Source organism: Wansuia hejianensis (assembly GCF_014337215.1).
Taxonomy (GTDB): Bacteria; Bacillota; Clostridia; order Lachnospirales; family Lachnospiraceae; genus Scatomonas; species Scatomonas hejianensis.
Genome location: NZ_CP060635.1, coordinates 3,123,230 through 3,142,454 on the forward strand (window position 1 = coordinate 3,123,230; position 19,225 = coordinate 3,142,454).

The 19,225-nt window shown below is 50.0% G+C and carries 15 protein-coding genes and 1 riboswitch; of the genes, 12 read left to right on the plus strand and 3 right to left on the minus strand.

Annotated features, from left to right (window positions below):
* Window positions 1-16 precede the first annotated feature (16 nt).
* Complete coding sequence (locus H9Q79_RS14405; protein WP_249328593.1) at window positions 17-715, minus strand: S1 RNA-binding domain-containing protein; 699 nt, start codon at window positions 713-715, stop codon at window positions 17-19.
* Window positions 716-859: 144 nt separating this feature from the next.
* Here H9Q79_RS14405 and H9Q79_RS14410 point away from each other — a divergent pair, with 144 nt between their 5' ends.
* The 9 genes from H9Q79_RS14410 (at window position 860) to H9Q79_RS14450 (ending at window position 11,909) form a co-directional block, all read left to right on the plus strand.
* Window positions 860-2,512, plus strand: coding sequence for a putative manganese-dependent inorganic diphosphatase (locus H9Q79_RS14410; protein WP_118646775.1), 1,653 nt, complete (start codon window positions 860-862; stop codon window positions 2,510-2,512).
* 16 nt (window positions 2,513-2,528) lie between these two features.
* Window positions 2,529-3,095: a flavin reductase family protein gene (locus tag H9Q79_RS14415; protein WP_118646777.1), complete on the plus strand. Its 567-nt coding sequence runs from the start codon at window positions 2,529-2,531 to the stop codon at window positions 3,093-3,095.
* A gap of 164 nt (window positions 3,096-3,259) precedes the next feature.
* Window positions 3,260-4,594 (plus strand): NADP-specific glutamate dehydrogenase, encoded by a 1,335-nt coding sequence (gene gdhA / locus H9Q79_RS14420; protein WP_249328594.1) that lies wholly within the window; start codon window positions 3,260-3,262, stop codon window positions 4,592-4,594.
* A gap of 37 nt (window positions 4,595-4,631) precedes the next feature.
* Window positions 4,632-5,156 (plus strand): shikimate kinase, encoded by a 525-nt coding sequence (locus tag H9Q79_RS14425; protein ID WP_118646779.1) that lies wholly within the window; start codon window positions 4,632-4,634, stop codon window positions 5,154-5,156.
* A gap of 128 nt (window positions 5,157-5,284) precedes the next feature.
* Complete coding sequence (locus H9Q79_RS14430) at window positions 5,285-6,577, plus strand: UDP-N-acetylglucosamine 1-carboxyvinyltransferase (protein ID WP_118646781.1); 1,293 nt, start codon at window positions 5,285-5,287, stop codon at window positions 6,575-6,577.
* Window positions 6,578-6,747: 170 nt separating this feature from the next.
* Window positions 6,748-8,127: a BMP family ABC transporter substrate-binding protein gene (locus H9Q79_RS14435; protein ID WP_249328595.1), complete on the plus strand. Its 1,380-nt coding sequence runs from the start codon at window positions 6,748-6,750 to the stop codon at window positions 8,125-8,127.
* A gap of 167 nt (window positions 8,128-8,294) precedes the next feature.
* On the plus strand, window positions 8,295-9,833 hold the full coding sequence (locus tag H9Q79_RS14440; RefSeq protein ID WP_118646783.1) for an ABC transporter ATP-binding protein: 1,539 nt from the start codon (window positions 8,295-8,297) through the stop codon (window positions 9,831-9,833).
* On the plus strand, window positions 9,830-10,915 hold the full coding sequence (locus H9Q79_RS14445) for an ABC transporter permease (RefSeq protein WP_118646785.1): 1,086 nt from the start codon (window positions 9,830-9,832) through the stop codon (window positions 10,913-10,915). Before H9Q79_RS14440 ends, H9Q79_RS14445 begins: the two co-directional genes overlap by 4 nt.
* A 1-nt stretch (window position 10,916) precedes the next feature.
* Entirely contained in the window at window positions 10,917-11,909 is a 993-nt protein-coding gene (locus tag H9Q79_RS14450) for an ABC transporter permease (RefSeq protein WP_249328596.1), read from the plus strand.
* 99 nt (window positions 11,910-12,008) lie between these two features.
* On the opposite strand, the gene H9Q79_RS14455 is transcribed toward H9Q79_RS14450, so the two are convergent.
* Complete coding sequence (locus tag H9Q79_RS14455; protein ID WP_249328597.1) at window positions 12,009-13,046, minus strand: DUF2804 domain-containing protein; 1,038 nt, start codon at window positions 13,044-13,046, stop codon at window positions 12,009-12,011.
* A 2-nt stretch (window positions 13,047-13,048) separates the two neighbouring features.
* Window positions 13,049-13,684 carry a putative ABC transporter permease gene (locus tag H9Q79_RS14460; RefSeq protein ID WP_249328598.1) on the minus strand — a complete coding sequence of 212 codons (636 nt, stop codon included), beginning with the start codon at window positions 13,682-13,684 and terminating at the stop codon, window positions 13,049-13,051.
* A 214-nt stretch (window positions 13,685-13,898) separates the two neighbouring features.
* Window positions 13,899-13,997, plus strand: a riboswitch (SAM riboswitch).
* Window positions 13,998-14,101: 104 nt separating this feature from the next.
* On the opposite strand from H9Q79_RS14460, the gene metK reads away from it, so the two are divergent.
* From metK to H9Q79_RS14475, 3 genes are all read left to right on the plus strand, one after another.
* Window positions 14,102-15,289: a methionine adenosyltransferase gene (metK, locus tag H9Q79_RS14465; RefSeq protein WP_118646795.1), complete on the plus strand. Its 1,188-nt coding sequence runs from the start codon at window positions 14,102-14,104 to the stop codon at window positions 15,287-15,289.
* Window positions 15,290-16,379: 1,090 nt separating this feature from the next.
* Window positions 16,380-16,763 carry a UvrB/UvrC motif-containing protein gene (locus H9Q79_RS14470; protein ID WP_118646797.1) on the plus strand — a complete coding sequence of 128 codons (384 nt, stop codon included), beginning with the start codon at window positions 16,380-16,382 and terminating at the stop codon, window positions 16,761-16,763.
* On the plus strand, window positions 16,738-19,188 hold the full coding sequence (locus H9Q79_RS14475) for an ATP-dependent Clp protease ATP-binding subunit (RefSeq protein ID WP_249328599.1): 2,451 nt from the start codon (window positions 16,738-16,740) through the stop codon (window positions 19,186-19,188). Before H9Q79_RS14470 ends, H9Q79_RS14475 begins: the two co-directional genes overlap by 26 nt.
* The last annotated feature ends 37 nt before the right edge of the window (window positions 19,189-19,225 follow it).

Below are 19,225 nucleotides of genomic sequence, written 5' to 3' on the forward strand. Positions count from 1 at the left end.
TACGAAATGCTCTGAATCATAACTTCAGATTTTTAAAGAGCTCTCCCAGATTTGTTGTCAGCTCTTCGCTTTTCGGAAGCTTGATATTGCGTATTTCCTCTTCCTCAGCAGCAGCCTTGTCCTCGGCAAGTGCCTTGATGGACAGGCTCAGTTTTCCGTCCTTGATGGCAATTACTTTAACCTTAACCTCATCGCCTACCTTCAGAACTACAGAAGGGTCTTTAATGCGCGTGTGTGAAATCTGTGACACATGTACCAGTCCGGTCATGCTGTCGTCCAGCTTTACGAAAGCGCCGTAAGGCTGAAGACTTTCCACGACGCCATCCATGACAGTACCGACAGCGACGGCCGCTATTTTGGCTTTTTTCTCTTCCTCGGCTTTAGCCCGGAGGAGTTCGCGGGCAGAGAGCATCAGACGGTTCTTCTCCTCGTCTACGTCAAAAACCTGAACCTGGATCTCTTTTCCGAGGTACTCGTTTAAGTCCGCTACGTGGCCCAGGGCCAGGCGGGAGGCGGGGATAAATCCACGGATGCCTTCTACGTATGAAACGACGCCCTTATTCACGATTCCGTCTACGGTTACAGTTAAAACAGTTTTTTCCTCCCGGTACTGTTTTACTTTTTCCCAAGCCATCTGGTCTTCATCCTTGAAGGTGTTGAAAGAAGCATCAACTGCCTGGGAAAAATCGTCCATACTCATGTTTTCTTCTGACATTTTTTTCACCTCATGCTATTTTTTTCTCTAGTATACCATAGAAAAGTGTTTACCGAAAGAAAAATCAATGATATGATGCAAATGAAAGAGAATGAAGGAAAATAGGTGAGTATACATATTTACATGACTCGCCGGGAGAAGAAAATGCGAAAAGAAAATAAAGTCTATATAATCGGACACAAGAATCCGGATACGGATTCCATCTGTTCTGCTATCGCTTACGCAGATATTAAAAATAGAACAGAAAAAGGCACTTTCGTGGCGAAAAGAGCGGGGCAGATTAATGAGGAGACGGAATATGTGCTGAAGAAGTTCCAGATGAACGCGCCGGGGTACATGTCTGACGCAGGCACTCAGGTGAAAGAAATTGATATTCATGAGGTGGCCGGGGTCAGGGGGAGTATTTCGGTGAAAAGGGCCTGGGAAACCATGCGGGAGCTGAATGTGGTCACGCTGCCGATTACCTCCAAGGAGGATGACCTGCAGGGCCTGATTACGGTCAGCGATATTGCAAAATCATATATGGACGCCTACGACAGCAGCGTCATGTCCCAGGCGAGGACCCAATACCGAAGTATTGCGGAGACACTGGACGGGACGGTGATTGTAGGGAATGAGCATGGGTATTTTATCAAAGGAAGGGTGGTGATCGGGGCCTTTCATCCGGATACCATGGAGAATTATATCCATGAGGATGATCTGGTGATCCTGGGGAACCGGGCGGAAGATCAGCTGTGCGCCATAGAAATGAAGGCAAGCTGTATCGTGGTCGGTCTGGGCGCGAAGGTATCGAAGACCATTCAGAAACTGGCGGAGGATATGAGCTGTGTGATCATCAGCTCGCCCCATGACACCTATACCATTGCCAGGCTAATTAATCAGTCTATACCGATTAAGTATCTGATGACGAAGGACAACCTGATCACCTTCCACACCAGCGACAAGCTGGAGGATATCAAGGAAATCATGCGGAGCAGCCGTCACAGGGATTATCCGATCATTAACCGGCGGGGAAAATATATCGGCACCATCTCCAGGCGGAACTTGATCGGCAACAGGAAAAAACAGGTGATCCTGGTAGACCATAATGAGAAATCCCAGGCGGCTGATAATATAGAAGAAGCGAATATTCTGGAAATAATCGACCATCACCGTCTGGGGTCGCTGGAGACTATGGCGCCGGTGCTGTTCCGGAATCAGCCTGTAGGCTGTACGGCTACAATCATGTATCAGATTTACCAGGAGAGGAATCTGGAGATTCCTCAGAATATCGCGGGACTTCTCTGTGCGGCGATCATATCAGATACGCTGCTGTTCCGTTCGCCCACCTGTACGCCGGCGGACCAGGCCGCAGCAGAGCGGCTGGCGGAACGGGCCGGTATCGGGGACATCCAGAGATTCGCAGCAGAGATGTTCCATGCGGGCAGCAATCTGAAGGATAAGTCGGCAGAAGAAATCTTTTATCAGGATTTCAAGAAGTTCATTATGGAAGATGCTGTGTTTGGCGTCGGGCAGATCAGTTCCATGGACGGAGAAGAGCTTGCCGATATCAGAAGCCATCTGATACCCCATCTGCAGAGTGAATGTGGAAAACACGGAATTGAAATGGTGTTTTTCATGCTCACGAATATCATTGATGAATCCACAGAGCTGTTGTATTATGGAGACCATGCGAAGGAGCTGATCGAGACGGCCTTCCAGGTAACAGCCGGAGATAAGAGCTGCATGCTTTCCGGGATAGTGTCCAGGAAAAAGCAGCTGATTCCCGCATTTATGACAGCACTTCAGCAGAGGTAGAAAAGAGAGGGAGTATATGGCAAAGCAGCAATGGAAACCGGGAAATATGCTCTATCCCCTGCCGGCCGTGCTGGTTACAGTGGCAGACAGGATGGGTAAAGAGAACGTATTTACAGTAGCCTGGACAGGAACCGTGTGCACGAATCCGCCCATGGTATCCATCTCAGTCCGTCCGGAGCGTTACTCGCATCACATGATTCAGGAGACCGGTGAATTTGTGATTAATCTGACGACGGAAAAGCTGGCGTATGCGGCTGACTACTGTGGGGTCAGATCCGGTAAGGATGAGGATAAGTTTGAAAGGCTGAAGCTGACGAGGGAAAAAGCGGCTTTTGTGAAAGCACCGCTCCTGGCGGAGGCTCCTGTATCAATAGAATGCCGCGTTACTGAAGTGAAGCATTTGGGCTCTCACGATTTGTTTCTTGCAAAAGTGCTTGCAGTACATGCGGAAGAAGCATATATGGATAACAGGCGCAGATTTGATCTGAAAAGCGCCAGACCACTGACTTATTCCCATGGTGAATACTTTGGATTAGGAAAAAAACTGGGGGATTTCGGATTTAGTGTAAAAAAAAAGAAATGAAAAATGCAGGAAACGAAATTGAATCTTGCATATCGTACAATCGCATGCTATAATTCAACAGTGAGCAAAAAGGCTCTGTTGAAAAAAGGGAGCTGATTTGAAGGATCAGCTCCCTTTTTTAGTGACAACATATAGGATAGAAATGATAAAAGGAGGAAACACAAATGTCTTATGTTGATCAAGTGATTGAACGGGTAGTTCGGACCACACCAGGTGAACCTGAATTCCATCAGGCGGTAAAAGAGGTACTGGATACTCTCCGCCCTATCATTGCGCTGAAGGAAGAAAAATATAAAAGACAGGCAATACTGGAACGCCTGGTTGAACCGGAGCGTCAGATCAAATTCCGTGTACCATGGATTGATGACAGCGGTCAGGTTCATGTCAACACCGGTTACCGCGTGCAGTTTAACAGCGCGATCGGTCCATATAAGGGAGGACTTCGTTTCCATCCATCTGTAAATCTAGGTATCATTAAATTTTTGGGATTTGAGCAGATCTTTAAGAATTCTCTGACCGGGCTTCCGATCGGGGGAGGAAAGGGTGGATCTAACTTTAACCCCAAGGGAAAATCAGACCGTGAGGTGATGGCGTTCTGCCAGAGCTATATGACAGAGCTTCACAAATATATCGGAGCCGACGCTGATATACCGGCAGGAGATATCGGCGTGGGCAGCAGGGAGATCGGCTATATGTTCGGCCAGTACAAGAGGATCTGCGGAAGCTATGAAGGAGTCCTGACAGGCAAGGGCGTTACCTTCGGCGGTTCACTGGCAAGAAAAGAAGCTACAGGCTATGGCCTTATGTACCTCACCAAGGAGCTTCTGGCTATTAACGGTATCGATATCAGCGGAAAGATCTGTTCCGTATCCGGCGCCGGCAACGTTGCGATCTATGCAATTGAGAAGGCGCATGATCTGGGCGCAAAAGTTGTGACCTGCTCTGACTCTACCGGCTGGATCTATGATCCCGATGGAATTGACGTGAAAGCGCTCAAAGAGATCAAAGAAGTCAGAAGAGAACGTCTGACCGAGTATAAAAATTACCGTCCGAACGCAGAATATCATGAGGGCAAAGGCGTATGGTCTGTAAAAGTGGATATCGCCCTTCCCTGCGCGACTCAAAACGAACTGCATCTGGAAGATGCAAAAATGCTGGTGAAAAACGGCGTACTCGCAGTCTGCGAAGGCGCGAACATGCCTACAACGCTGGATGCCACCGCATATCTGCAGCAGAATAAAGTGCTGTTCGCACCGGGCAAGGCTGCCAATGCCGGCGGCGTAGCCACATCTGCCCTGGAGATGTCCCAGAACAGCGAGCGTATCAGCTGGAGCTTTGAGAAGGTTGATTCGAAGCTGCAGAATATTATGATCGGCATCACTCACAACATTGATGAGGCGGCGAAAAAGTACGGAATGGATGGAAACTATGTGGCAGGAGCCAACATTGCCGGATTTAATAAAGTAGTTAACGCGATGATCTGCCAGGGCGTCTGCTGATTCGGCAGGAGAAAACGGCGGTCAGGGGAATATTCAGATGAAGAATAACATAGTATTAATTGGTATGCCAGGAGTGGGAAAGAGCACCATAGGCGTCATTCTGGCTAAGGAACTTGGATATCAGTTTATGGATACTGATCTGATTATTCAAAAAAAAGAAAACCGCCTGTTGCGGGAAATCATTGAACAGGAAGGCGTGGACGGGTTTCTGGATGTTGAGAATCAGGTGAATTCCGGAATAGAGGCGGAGCGGACAGTGATCGCCACCGGAGGAAGCGCCGTATACGGAAGAGAAGCGATGAAGCATTTCCGGGAGATTGGAACCATCATCTATCTCCGGCTTCCGTTTGAAAAACTGAGAGAAAGGCTGGGAAACTTAAGAGGAAGAGGAGTTGTCTTAAAAGAAAATCAGTCCTTACGGGACATTTTTGAAGAAAGAAGTGTCCTGTATCAGCAATATGCGGACGTTATAATCGACGAGGAAAATAAGGATATCGAATCAACTTTACGGGAAATTCTTAATTTTTGTTTACAAATTGATGTAGATGAGTTAATATTATAGGCATACACTTTCATATTTCAGGGCTGTGATTTCTCCAGGTCAGGGGTGAAATCACGTACGCCGGAGGTGAAAAGATTTTTCACCTGCTGCGTCTTGCGTCGCGTATAAAATTAATTTCGAGGTGGAAAATGGAACAGTATGTAATAAAAGGGGGCAGTCCTCTCGTCGGTGAAGTGGAAGTTGGGGGAGCCAAGAACGCTGCACTTGCTATACTGACAGCCGCGGTAATGACAGATGAACCAGTGATGATTGATAATATACCGGACGTCAGCGATATAAATGTGCTTCTGGAGGCGATTTCCGTCATCGGGGCAACAGTGGAGAGAATTGACCGTCATACTGTGCGTATCAATGGTGCGACCATTGGTTCAGTCAGTGTTGACTATGAATTTATTAAGAAAATCCGTGCGTCCTATTATCTGCTGGGAGCGCTTTTGGGCAAATATAAGAAAGCAGAAGTACCCCTTCCGGGCGGATGCAATATTGGCAGCCGTCCGATTGACCAGCATTTAAAGGGTTTCCGCGCTCTGGGTGCCAATGTGAGTATTCGTCACGGCGCGATTGTTGCATCAGCGGAGAATCTGCGGGGCGCCCATATCTTTCTGGACATGGTATCGGTTGGAGCCACGATCAATATCATGATGGCTGCGGCCATGGCCAGGGGCAACACGATCATTGAGAATGCTGCCAGAGAGCCGCATGTGGTGGACGTCGCCAACTTCCTGAACAGTATGGGGGCGAACATCAAGGGAGCAGGCACAGACATTATCCGGATCAGAGGCGTGGAGAGCCTGCACAGCAGCAGCTATTCCATCGTGCCTGATATGATTGAGGCGGGGACCTATATGTTCGCTGCCGCCGCGACGCGGGGAGATGTGCTGATTAAAAATGTGATTCCGAAGCATCTGGAAGCCATGACGGCGAAGCTGGAGGAGATCGGATGCGATGTAGAAGAGTTTGACGATGCGGTCCGGGTCAGCGCAAAGCGGAGGCTGGGCAAGACCCATGTGAAAACTCTTCCCTATCCCGGATTTCCGACGGACATGCAGCCTCAGATCGGTGTGACGCTGACGCTGGCGTCGGGAACCAGCATTGTGACAGAAAGCATTTTTGAGAACCGTTTTAAATATGCCGATGAGCTGACCCGCATGGGAGCCAATATCAAGGTAGAGGGGAACACCGCTATTATTGATGGGACGGACAGGCTGACAGGAGCCAGGATCAGTGCGCCGGATCTCCGGGCAGGCGCTGCTTTGGTGATTGCGGGGCTTGCAGCGGAGGGCATTACCGTAGTGGATGATATCATCTATATCCAACGGGGGTATGAAGATTTTGAACAAAAGCTTCAAGGCCTCGGAGCAGAAATAGAAAAAGTTTCCAGCGAAAAAGAGATTCAGAAGTTTAAGTTCCGCGTGGGATAATGAATCAACAAGGCTGCCGCATAATTCCTTTTTGCGGCGGCCTTCTTTAGCTGTAAAAGACAGTCGTATCGTGACAGACAATTGCTTGACAAGGGTCGAAAATATGCTATACTTAGCACATATATGGCTGTTTTTGCACAACAGCACAATACAATGGAGGTTATATTATTATGAAAAAGAAAGTGCTCAGTTTACTGGTAGCCGGAGTTATGGCCCTGGGACTGTTTGGCTGTGGGAATTCCGCATCCAGCTCCAGTGCCAAAAGTGAATCATCATCCGGTGCGTCATCCGCATCATCTGCATCATCCGCATCCAAAGCGGACAACTCTTCCTCCGGCGAGTCAGCGGGAACAGAATCAATCAATAAAGATTTTAAGGTGGGTGTAATTCTCATCGGCGATGAAACCGAGGGGTATTCAAAGGCTCACATAGACGGAATTAATACGGCAATTGAGAAGCTGGGTCTTTCCAGTGACAATGTAATCTGGAAATATAAGGTTCCGGAGGATTCTTCCTGCGCGGACGCGGCGACGGATCTTGTCGGGCTTGGCTGCCAGTTGATTATTTCCAACAGCTATGGCCATCAGACGTTTATAGCGGGAGTTGCCGGGGAGTATCCGGATGTGCAGTTTGTTTCTATGACAGGCGATTTCGCTGCCATCAGCAACCTGCCCAACTTTAAGAATGCTTTTACAAATATTTATGAGAGCCGTTATGTATCAGGTGTAGTAGCCGGGCTGAAACTGAAGGAGATCACAGAAGACGGTACTCTCACTAAAGAGACAGCTCCGAACAGCTTCGACGCCGAAGGCAATGTAAAAGTCGGTTATGTTGGCGCTTTTAACTATGCAGAGGTTGTATCGGGATATACCGCATTCTTCCTTGGCATCCAGAGCGTTATGCCGAATGTGGTTATGGAAGTAAAATATACGAATTCCTGGTTTGATATCGATAAAGAAGGCGCGGCAGCAGAGGCGCTGATTGCCAATGGCTGTGTGATTATCGGACAGCACGCGGATTCCACAGGCGCTCCTGCGGCTACCGAGAAGCTGAACAAGGAAGGGAAGATCTGCTACTCTGTAGGATATAATATCGATATGCTGGATACCGCTCCGACAGCGGCGCTCACATCTGCGACCAACAACTGGGCTGCTTATTACGAGTATGCGATCGGCACGGCTGCCAGCGGCGGAACGATTGATACAGACTGGTCACAGGGTTATGCGGACGGCGCTGTAGGTATTACGGCACTGGGAGACGCCTGTGCGGAAGGAACTGCCGAATACGTGGCAGATGTGGAAAAACAGTTAACAGACGGAACTCTGCATGTATTTGATACCTCCAAGTTTACCGTGGACGGCAAGGAAGTGACAACTGCGGAAATCGACCTGAGCTTCTATGATTACAGCCAGAATCCGCCGGAGGCCATCTATGCCGGTGAGACCAAGGAAGCCATCCAGGATGGATATTTCGCTGAATCAACGCTGAGAAGTGCTCCTTATTTCCTGCTTCACATCGATGGAATTACAGAGGACCTTACAGAAGAATAAATCCAAATTTCTGGGCGGATTCCGCCGGTTTTGCGCGGAGAGAAGGAACGGGGGAGCTCTCATAAGCTCCCCCGTTTATATCCAGCCCGGAACAGACGGGCGGGAAAGAACAATGCCGTCTGGGCCAGATACCGGACGGTAAAAGGAAGAGAGGAGGGTTCCATCCCGTGGAAAACGCCATCCAATTAAAGAATATCACAAAAACTTTTGGCCGGGTAGTTGCCAACAAATCCGTTTCACTGGAAATACGCAGGGGCGAGATACTTTCCCTTCTGGGGGAGAATGGAAGCGGAAAGACCACGCTGATGAACATGATTTCCGGCATTTATTATCCGGACGAAGGAGAAATCTTCGTGAACGGAAAGCTGGCGGAGATCAGATCTCCCAGAGACGCGTACAAGCTGGGTATTGGCATGATACATCAGCATTTTAAGCTGGTGGATGTATTCGATGCGACGGAAAACATCGCCTTGGGTCTGGAAAAGAATGAGCGGTTTGATCTGAGGACTGTCCGGGCTGAGGCAAAAGAAATCTGTGACAGATATCATTTTGACCTGAATCTGGATCAGAAGGTCTATGAGATGAGCGTTTCCCAGAAGCAGACGCTGGAGATTGTCAAGGTGCTGTTCCGGGGAGCAGATATTCTGATCCTCGACGAACCTACGGCCGTACTGACGCCTCAGGAGACGGACAAGCTGTTCCAGGTGATACGGAACATGCGTGCTGACGGGAAAGCAGTGGTTATCATCACTCACAAGCTGCATGAGGTGCTGGAGGTTTCCGACAGAGTTGCGATTCTGCGGAAAGGTGAATATATCGGTACTGTGGAGACAAAGGAAGCTACTGAAGCTTCCCTGACAGAGATGATGGTGGGTAAGAAGGTGGATCTGGACATTGAACGGCCTGAACCGGACAATGTGAAGAAACGCCTGGATATCCGGAACCTGACGGTTATCAGCAAAGAAAATGTGAAAATACTGGACGATGTGTCCTTTACCGTAAATGGCGGGGAGATCCTGGGCATTGCGGGAATTTCCGGCAACGGGCAGAAGGAGCTTCTGGAAGCGATTGCGGGGCTTCAGAAAACGTCTCAGGGCAGCAGTATCACCTTTTATGGCGGCGAACAGGCTGACCAGAAGATGGAACTGGTGGGCAAGACGCCCAGGGCTATCCGCGACGCTGGTATCCATCTGGCTTTTGTGCCGGAGGACCGTCTTGGCATGGGGCTTGTGGGCTCGATGGGAATGACGGATAATATGATGCTGAAGACCTATGACAATGGTAAATCTCTTCTGACAGACAGAAAAAGCCCCAAAAAGCTGGCAGAACGGGTGAGGAAAAAGCTGGGGGTAGTTACGCCCAGCATCAACACCCCTGTTTCCCGGCTTTCCGGAGGAAATGTCCAGAAGGTGCTGGTGGGCAGGGAGATCGCGTCCTCGCCGACAGTTCTCATGACGGCCTATGCGGTGCGAGGACTGGACATCAATACATCTTACACAATCTATAATCTGCTGAATGAGCAGAAAAAAGAAGGCGTAGCGGTCATTTACGTCGGGGAAGACCTGGATGTGCTCATAGACCTGTGCGACCGGATTCTGGTGCTTTGCGGAGGCAGAGCTAACGGAATGCTGGACGGCAGGAAGACCACGAAGGAAGAAGTCGGTCTGCTGATGACCAATCTGAAGAACGGGGGTGAGGGAAGATGAAGGAGCCTTTTGTCCGGATTATCAAACGTGACGGGGCGACCATGAGGCTGAAGATTCTTGTGCGCATTGTGGCGATTTTGCTCGCTCTTGTGGTGGACGCTGTGTTTATCTATGGCGTGACGGGGCTGAACCCTCTGGACGTCTACGGAGTGATGTTCCAGGGTACCTTTGCCACACCCATCCGCTTTTCCTGGGCAATGCGTGATCTGGTTACTCTGCTGTGCATTGGCATCGCCCTGGCTCCAGCCTTTAAAATGAAGTTCTGGAATATCGGGGCCGAAGGCCAGGTGCTGATGGGCGGCCTGGCGACAGCCGTTGTGATGGTATATTGCGGCAGCACGCTGCCCACGCCTCTTCTTTTCCTGGTCATGTTTCTGACCAGCCTGATCGCCGGGGCGGTCTGGGGCTTCGTACCTGCCTTTTTTAAGGCAAAATGGGGCACTAATGAAACTCTCTTTACCCTGATGATGAATTACGTCGCTACAAGCATTGTGGCGTGTTTTACCAATATTCTCAGGGGAAAGGCTTCCAGCCTTGGAAAGCTGAATATGGGCACTCAGGCGGGATGGTTTCCGCAGTTCCTGGGACAGAGGTATAATATCAACATCCTGATCGTGGCAATCCTCACGGTGGTCATGTTCCTCTATCTGAAATATTCCAAGCATGGCTATGAGATCAGTGTTGTGGGAGAATCGGAAAATACAGCCCGCTATGCGGGAATTAATGTAAAGCGGGTCAGAATCCGCACAATGCTCATATCCGGCGCTATCTGCGGACTGGCCGGTTTCCTGATCGTAGCCGGCAGGGATCAGACGATCTCAACGAATACTGCCGGCGGCCAGGGCTTTACCGCTATCATCGTGGCTTGGCTGGCTAAATTTAATACATTTTATATGGCGCTGATTTCCTTCCTTTTGATCTTCCTGTCAAAGGGCGCCGCGGAGATCGCTTCTGCCTATAGCCTGAACGACTATGCTTCCGATATTATTACCGGAGTGATTCTGTTCTTTATACTGGGAAGTGAATTTTTCATCAATTTCAAGATGATTTTCCGCAGCAGAGCCAATAAGGAGGTGAAATAGTATGGAAAATCTCATCGCATGGATTATCCGGGCTATTCCTTTCGGAACAATAATCATGTACGGCGCCATGGGCGAGATCCTGACTGAGAAGTCCGGCAACCTGAATCTGGGCGTGCCCGGTATCATGTATCTGGGCGGTTTCGCGGGGTTTGCCAGTTCTTATTATTATGAAAAGCTGATGCCAAACCCGAACGCTGTGGTCTGTGTGATCATCGCTCTGGTCTGCTGTTTGGCGGCCTCCATGCTGGGCGGGCTGATCTTCAGCTTTCTCACCATCACCCTACGGGCGAATCAGAATGTAACCGGTCTCGCGCTTACGATTTTCGGAATGGGCGTGGCTAATTTCTTCGGCGTATTCATTCTGAACGGTGCGAGTTATACGGCGGCGCCCCTGGCCAACAGCGCTTTTGCCCAGAAAATACCTGTATTGTCTTCAAAGCTGGGTGTCGTCAGTCAGACAGTATTCAGCTATGGATTTCTCGTGTATGCGGCGATCATAATAGCGGTGATCTTCCATCTCATACTGAACAAGACCCGTGTGGGCCTGAATCTCCGCGCCGTAGGAGAGAACCCGGCCACAGCGGATGCCGCCGGAATCAGCGTCACCCGCTACAAATATCTGGCCACCTGTATCGGTGCCGGACTGTCCGGAATCGGCGGCCTGTATTACGTACTGGACTACAACCAGGGGATCTGGGCGACCACAGAACAGATTGAGGCCCTGGGCTGGCTGGCTGTGGCACTGGTAATCTTCACTACCTGGAAGCCGTTAAACGCCATCTGGGGAGCTTATCTCTTCGGTATGCTGTATTGGCTCTACCAGTTCCTCCCGAACCTTCTGGGCATTAAGGTAGCCAGTTATATGACAGATCTGATCCAGATGGTTCCCTATGTGGTGACGATCATTGTGCTGATAGTGGCCAGCTTCCGGAAAAAGAAAGAAAACCAGCCGCCGGCGAATCTGGGGCTGTCGTATTTCAGAGAGGACCGCTGAGTATCAGTAGGACGGCGATATGTTTAGATAATCATAAAGGTTAGGAAGCAGGAATCCGCAGAGGCTCCTGTCTCCTAACCTTTTAGGTTGCTTCTTTATTTACCAGCAATTATAGACCTTTTCAGCAAATGCCGGCATTTCTTTTACCTCGATCCTTGTGCCGTCGTCCAGAAGCACAGATCCGTTAAATTTCCCGAACACCTGATTACTTTTCATTCCTATTAATTTTAGGAATATCAGCCCATTGCTCCGGTGATATCCCGGCGTGAGTGTGAGGTCAAGCCGGCCGTCCTCTGAGATGAAATGCCAGGGTTTCATCCACCTTTCCTTTTCTGGATCCTTTTCCAGGCTGACCCTTCCTATCTTATGACATTTGCCGTCGTAAAATACGGCGGTTTCCGTTGCCGCGCTTTCGTCACCGAAACCCCAGGTAAGCTCAAACCCAAACAGCTTTCCATCAATGACTGTGCTGCCGTTTGACCAGTACCATGTATTTCTCCAGGGCCAGACGCCTCTTCCCCAGTCCATCACCATATAGGTGTCCTTTGGGTCATATTTGATTGTCTGACCGGCTATTTTTATCGTTCCGCCTGCCTGGATACAGTTGAGCTTTTGGGTATAGAAAAAGCAATGAGGATTTTTAAACGGAGTGGCCACCGTGATACTTTCCTGGTCCGGAAGCCTTTTGCCAGTGATATCTATTTTGAAATCTTTTCTTCTATATTTTCCCTTAAAAAACAGCTTATGAGAAGAGGCATCCGTGATAAACTCCGCTTTTCTGCCGAATTTGTAATAGGAAAATTGAAACGGTTTGTCTGCCGCATGGCTCATTTTATATTTATCGGGATAAGATGGTTCCATCACCAGGTCATTGTAATGCTTCCCTGTCTTCAGATCAATGACATCTGCGATCATAGCGGCGAATATAGAAATGTTATAAAAATTGAGCTCGGTCATATAACGGCCGTCGGAGATCATATAATAATCCCACTCTTTAATTCTCCATCTGTGCTTTTTGATGTTTTCCTTATTGTAGATGTAGTGATTCCGTTTGCAGTATCCGGGATTTAACAAATGCCCCTGATCGTCCAGCAGGGGCTGCGGCTGCGTTATTTCTGTTTGTTTGTGATCTTCCATTGCTACCTCATTGTATATCCGGTTACGATTGGGTACCATCCGGATTTTCCGTAAAATTCTATGGCATTAGTTACAGGGGCTATTCCGGCGAGCACATCATTGTAGAGAATGTCAATTAGAAACAGCAGCCCCACGGCCGTCATCAGAATAAAAAATCGTTTCTCGCCGATCTTTTCTAAAAGCCAAATCAGAACGGGCACTATCACATACATAAGGAGCAGCCCTGCAAAAGCGAAGACCAAAACGGATCTTAAGCAGATAAAACCGCCAATATTGCCGAAATTCCAGATTTCAGTGTTGTAATCCCAGCTTCTTGTTCCTGTGGATGTGTATATGGCAAACCCCGCGGCGTATTCCAACAGCCCGCAGACCAGCCCGCTCATTAGAAAAACAAGCCACGGCTTCTTCCTGAGGCCATAGGAAACGATAAAAATGATCAGGCCTCCGAACCCGTAGATCTCGATCCATGGCCCAAAGCAGGTGCCCCTTCTGGTGAGCGCTCCATTATTTATGATGTAAAAAATAGTTTCATATATGAATCCGAAAATCCCTCCGCTAAAAAATATGCCGAAAAAAATCGCGGCCCATGTCTTCTTGCTAAAGGTATTCTTGTTGTATACAAAATTCTGAAGCGTCATAATAAACGTCCTTTCGGCAGCCATGATGCAGGAGTGCGTATGCTTCCAACTATAACCATGATAACACAAAAGAAACAGCTTGCAAAGAATTACGATAGAATCTTAGTTTGGACAATTTCATGGCAGTGTCGCATTTACCGCAAATGCCTCTTGACGTTCCAGGTAAAAAGGGGTAATGTATGTAGCGAAGATTATTAATTTCATATGTGCTTTTCTCTTATTCAGAGTGGCGGAGGTACATAGGACCTGTGAAACCACGGCAACCCCGTTGAAGGAAGGTGCCAGCCTGAGCGAAATTTTCGAACAATAAGGGGATTTGATAATTGTATTGTTAAGTCCATCTTATGATGGACTTTTTATTATCCCTTTCAATGGAGAAGAGAGCGAAGAAGCAGCAAAAGAAAAGGAGAACTTAGAATGGAAAAAAGATTGTTTACTTCTGAATCTGTTACTGAAGGCCATCCGGATAAAATCTGTGATCAGATTTCAGACGCGATCCTGGACGCCCTCGTTGCACAGGACCCAATGAGCCGCGTGGCTTGTGAGACCTGTACGACAACAGGTGTGGTCATGGTTATGGGCGAAATTACCTCCAAGGCGAATGTGGATATTCAGCAGATCGTGCGCGACACGATTACGGAGATCGGATATACACGCGGTAAATATGGATTTGACGCGGAAACCTGCGCGGTGATAACAGCGCTGGATAAACAGTCGGCAGATATCGCGCTGGGCGTTGATAAGGCGCTGGAAGCGAAAGAAAATACCATGTCTGACGCGGATATTGATGCAATCGGAGCCGGAGACCAGGGCATGATGTTCGGTTATGCGAATAATGAGACAGAGGAATATATGCCGTATCCGATTGCGCTGGCCCACAAGCTGGCCCTGAAGCTGACAGAGGTCCGCAAAGACGGCACGCTGCCCTATCTCAGACCGGATGGCAAGACTCAGGTTACGGTTGAGTATGACGAGGCCGGTAAACCGTTCCGCCTGGATGCGGTTGTCCTGTCCACGCAGCACGGCCCGGAGATCAGCCAGGAGCAGATCCACGAAGATATCAAAAAATATGTGTTTGATCCGATCCTGCCGAAGAATATGATTGATGATGATACGAAATTCTACATTAATCCCACCGGACGTTTCGTAATCGGCGGACCTCATGGAGATTCCGGACTGACAGGACGGAAAATCATCGTGGATACATACGGTGGATATGCCCGTCACGGCGGCGGCGCTTTCTCCGGCAAGGACTGTACTAAGGTAGACCGTTCCGCAGCTTACGCGGCGCGTTATGTGGCTAAAAACCTGGTGGCTGCAGGATTAGCAGATAAATGTGAGATTCAGCTTTCCTATGCCATCGGCGTAGCCCATCCCACATCCGTCCAGGTTGAAACCTTCGGTACCGGTAAGCTTTCTGATGAGAAGCTGACAGAGATCGTCCGCGAGAACTTCGACCTTCGCCCTGCCGGAATCATCAAGATGCTGGATCTGCGCCGTCCGATCTATAAGCAGACGGCGGCCTATGGACACTTCGGAAGAAATGACCTGGATCTGCCCTGGGAGAAGCTGGATAAAACAGACGCTCTGAAAAAATATTTATAATCAGGAATAAAAGACCCTTTGCTGTCAACTGACAAAATAGTCAGGCAGCAAGGGGCTTTCCAATTTGACGGTGAGGGGGGGAGGCGTTTGGATACCCGGACGAAAGGCTGTCGGGAGGTGGGATGGAACAGGGGGGTGCCATGGAAGGCTTCGGCCTGAAGTTCTGCTAAGTGGCCATCAGCGCCTGCAGGGAGGTACCAGGGCAAGTCCGGTAGAAAGACTGATGTCTTTCTATCCTCCGTGCCCTTCAGGTATTGTGCGTGAAGCACAATACCTGCCCTCCCTTCCGGCGCTGCTGCCCACTAAGCAGAACTAATCAGGCCTGCAGAAATCCATGGCACCCCCCTGTTCCATCCCGCCTCCCGACAGCCTTTCTGGTGATCGAAAACGCCTCGCCCGGGTTCAACGAAAGTGTCATCCCTATAGTTTCAGACGGTAATGCATGACTGAATTGGGGTCATTGGCGCCGGAATTTTTTTCGCTTAATTCCGACATCTGATGTTTAATAATTAATGCCAGTGATTTTTCGTTTCATCCCGAAATCTACTGTCTGAGACCATCGGGGTTCCACCTCTGGCGAGAGCCATTGTACCGTCTGGGACAGCCAGAAAAGCAGCGGGAGAGCTTCAGCGGTTGCGGCCTGCCGGGCAGACCTCTGCAGGGTTGTTAGTGATTCTTGACTTCCGGAGGCCGCTCTCCAGGGGGCGTCCGCTGTGCTTCAAGCACGGCGGGCGAGGGGAACGGAGGATGGAAGGCATCAAGCCTTCCACCGGACTTTCCCCGGTACCCCTGGAGAGCGGTCTTCGGAAGTCTTAGAATCACTTCAACCCGAAGCCCAGTCTGCCCGGCAGGCCGCAACCGCTGAAGCTCTCCCGCCGCTTTTCGTCCGGGTATCCATCCCCCCTCGCCACAAACCCATCAGTCCTTTTATTAAATAACTGTGAAATTGGTTGACAGAATATTAGTTTAGAAGTATTATAATTAAAAGCTTAACTATTAAAAGCTTTTAGTTATAAATGTAGCTTGCAGCTAATAGAATTTTACAGCTGAGATTTAATAAACTGGAACTCGGTGAAGAGAGGTGAGACCTATGAAGTGCCAGTATTGCAAGAAAAATGAAGCAGATAAAGTGTTTTATGTTAACTGGATGGGCGGTATCTATCAGATTGCCATGTGTGAAGAGTGCATGAAGAAGATGTGGCAGAAGGCTGGCGCAGCAGGCCAGGAAGATACCTTTAAGAAATATACCGGCTGGTGGCCGGGGAAACTGGAGGAACGGAAGCCGGGAGAGCGGCTGTTTCCTGAAGATGCGGGAGATCTGCTGAAGAGGAAACGCCAGCTGTCCGCGCTGCAGAACCGCCTTCATGAAGCGGCGGAAGCGGAGAATTACGAAGAAGCGGCACGGCTCAGAGACGATATTGCCGTCATAGAGAAGGAGGTGTATTCCCATGAAAACTGCACAGGAAGCGTATAGTGAACGCGTGCTGCAGATGTTTCAGCTGTCCCTGCAGTTTGCGGCTCATATGGGCTGCGGATTCGTAGGGAGTGAGCATCTGCTGTGGGCGATGACTCAGGATCAGGGAAAAGCCGGAAGGATACTCAGGAGATACGGAGTAAACGGCGAGCTGATCAGTGAGTATTTACAGGAATATGGAGAAAAGGATGATGCAGACAGCGGAGTCCAGGCGATTCAGATGTCGGGAGAGGCGGAGCAGCTTCTGAGACGGGCCGCGGAGATAGCTGAGAATCAGGCTCAGGAGGTAATGGAGCCTGAAGATCTGCTGGCTGCCATGTTAGAAGGTGAGGACAGCGCGGGAGCGCAAATATTACAGTCGCTGGATATTGACCCGGAACAATTGCAGAAGGAACTCAAGCAGGTAAGTGATACGGTGGGGGAAACAGCCGCTCCTCCCGCAGAGGTGAAGGGCAGGAAAGGACAGGGAGAAGAAAATCTGTCCAAGTATGGGCGGGATATCACACAGAAGGCCCGTGAAGGAGGATTTGATCCTGTAATTGGGCGGGAGGATGTGGTCGAGCGGTTGGTACAGGTGCTTTCCAGGCGTACGAAGAATAACCCTGTGTTAATCGGAGAGCCTGGCGTTGGAAAAACTGCTGTCGCAGAGGGGCTGGCCCAGCGTATCGCCAGCGAGCTGATTCCGCAGAACCTGAAGAACAGACGTATTATATCACTGGATCTGGTGGGCATGGTGTCCGGCGCCCGGTTCCGCGGGGATTTTGAGGAACGGATGAAAGCATTTCTGGAAGAGGCTGAGGCAGCAGGAGATGTGATTCTGTTTCTGGATGAACTGCATACACTGATCGGTGCGGGAGCGAGCAGCGGGGACGCCATGGATGCAGCCAACATCCTGAAGCCAGTGCTGGCCCGGGGTGGGCTGCAGGTGATTGGCGCCACCACACGGGCAGAGTACAGGAAATATGTGGAAAAGGATGCCGCTCTGGAACGCAGGTTTCAGCCTGTCCTGGTAGAGGAGCCGTCTCAGGAGGAGGCAGTGAATATCCTCAGGGGGCTTAGAGGCCGTTATGAAGATTTCCATGGACTGGAGATCACAGATGAAGCTGTGAAGGCTTCGGTAGAATTGTCGGCCCGCTATATTCCTGACAGGTATCTGCCGGATAAGGCCATTGATCTGATGGATGAGGCAGCCTCCCGTATCCGGACGCGGAGCATGACGGTTCCGCCGCATCTGCAGGCCCTGGAGGAAGAGATCCAGGATGTCTGTGCGAGGAAGAAGAAAGCGGCGGCCCTGCAGGAATATGAACGGGCTGCCGTTCTGCGGGATGAGCAGACAGAGCTGGAAAAGACGCTGAAGAACCGGCAGGAGCTCTGGCAGAAGGAGCAGGGAAGCCAGGTGACCGCTGAAGACATAGCCCAAGTGGTTTCGGCCTGGACGAAGATTCCCGTCACCATGCTGACGAAAGAGGAAAGCCAGAGGCTGAGGTCGCTGGAGGAGACGCTGCACAGGCGTGTGATCGGGCAGGAAGAAGCTGTGACGGCTGTGGCCCGTGCCATACGGCGGGGCAGGACAGGGGTTGCAGATCCCAACCGTCCGATCGGTTCCTTTCTGTTTTTAGGTCCGACCGGCGTGGGTAAGACAGAGCTGTGCCGGGCGCTGGCTGAGGTGATGTTCCAGGATGAAAACGCGATTATCCGGATGGACATGTCGGAATATATGGAAAAGCATACAGTTGCCAGGCTGGTAGGACCTCCGCCCGGTTATGTGGGGTATGAGGAAGGCGGACAGCTGACCGAGCAGGTGAGGAAAAGGCCCTACAGCATAGTTTTATTTGATGAAATAGAAAAGGCCCATCCAGACGTGTGGAACGCGCTGCTTCAGATTCTGGATGACGGCCGCCTGACGGACGGACAGGGACGTACCGTCAGCTTTAAGAATACGATCATTGTCCTGACTTCCAATGTGGGGGCAAGGGATATCCTGGGCAGGAAATCCCTCGGCTTTGCCGGGGCCGCCCAGGATAGCGAGACACGGTCGGCGGAAGAGATCCGCAGTGCGGTTATGGAAGAAGTGAAGATGACATTTTCACCGGAATTCCTGAACCGGCTGGATGAAATCATTGTTTTCCGCCAGCTGGGACGGGAAGATATCCGGGCCATTGCCCGGGGGCTGACAGAACGTCTGTCTGCCAGAATGGCGGGAAAAGGAATCAGGCTGGTTGTAGAGGACAGCGCCGTAGATGTGCTGGCTGCCAAAGGCTTTGATCCTATATATGGAGCGAGACCGTTGAAGAGATCTATCCAGTCGGTGCTGCAGAACGCGGTCGCGGATCAGATTCTGGAAGGCGGTTTTGAGAAGGAAGATGAAATTGTCGCCAGTGGCAGGGAGGAAGATATCTGCCTTGCAGTGCGCCGAAATTCATAAGCAGAGAGCCGCTCAATCATTGTATATGGTGATTGAG

Excerpts from the sequence above, each read along its gene's own strand:
- H9Q79_RS14405 (WP_249328593.1), bottom strand. The coding sequence starts at position 715 with ATGTCAGAAGAAAACATGAGTATGGACGATTTTTCCCAGGCAGTTGAT.
- H9Q79_RS14410 (WP_118646775.1), top strand. The coding sequence starts at position 860 with ATGCGAAAAGAAAATAAAGTCTATATAATCGGACACAAGAATCCGGAT.
- H9Q79_RS14415 (WP_118646777.1), top strand. The coding sequence starts at position 2,529 with ATGGCAAAGCAGCAATGGAAACCGGGAAATATGCTCTATCCCCTGCCG.
- gdhA (WP_249328594.1), top strand. The coding sequence starts at position 3,260 with ATGTCTTATGTTGATCAAGTGATTGAACGGGTAGTTCGGACCACACCA.
- H9Q79_RS14425 (WP_118646779.1), top strand. The coding sequence starts at position 4,632 with ATGAAGAATAACATAGTATTAATTGGTATGCCAGGAGTGGGAAAGAGC.
- H9Q79_RS14430 (WP_118646781.1), top strand. The coding sequence starts at position 5,285 with ATGGAACAGTATGTAATAAAAGGGGGCAGTCCTCTCGTCGGTGAAGTG.
- H9Q79_RS14435 (WP_249328595.1), top strand. The coding sequence starts at position 6,748 with ATGAAAAAGAAAGTGCTCAGTTTACTGGTAGCCGGAGTTATGGCCCTG.
- H9Q79_RS14445 (WP_118646785.1), top strand. The coding sequence starts at position 9,830 with ATGAAGGAGCCTTTTGTCCGGATTATCAAACGTGACGGGGCGACCATG.
- H9Q79_RS14450 (WP_249328596.1), top strand. The coding sequence starts at position 10,917 with ATGGAAAATCTCATCGCATGGATTATCCGGGCTATTCCTTTCGGAACA.
- H9Q79_RS14455 (WP_249328597.1), bottom strand. The coding sequence starts at position 13,046 with ATGGAAGATCACAAACAAACAGAAATAACGCAGCCGCAGCCCCTGCTG.
- H9Q79_RS14460 (WP_249328598.1), bottom strand. The coding sequence starts at position 13,684 with ATGACGCTTCAGAATTTTGTATACAACAAGAATACCTTTAGCAAGAAG.
- metK (WP_118646795.1), top strand. The coding sequence starts at position 14,102 with ATGGAAAAAAGATTGTTTACTTCTGAATCTGTTACTGAAGGCCATCCG.
- H9Q79_RS14470 (WP_118646797.1), top strand. The coding sequence starts at position 16,380 with ATGAAGTGCCAGTATTGCAAGAAAAATGAAGCAGATAAAGTGTTTTAT.
- H9Q79_RS14475 (WP_249328599.1), top strand. The coding sequence starts at position 16,738 with ATGAAAACTGCACAGGAAGCGTATAGTGAACGCGTGCTGCAGATGTTT.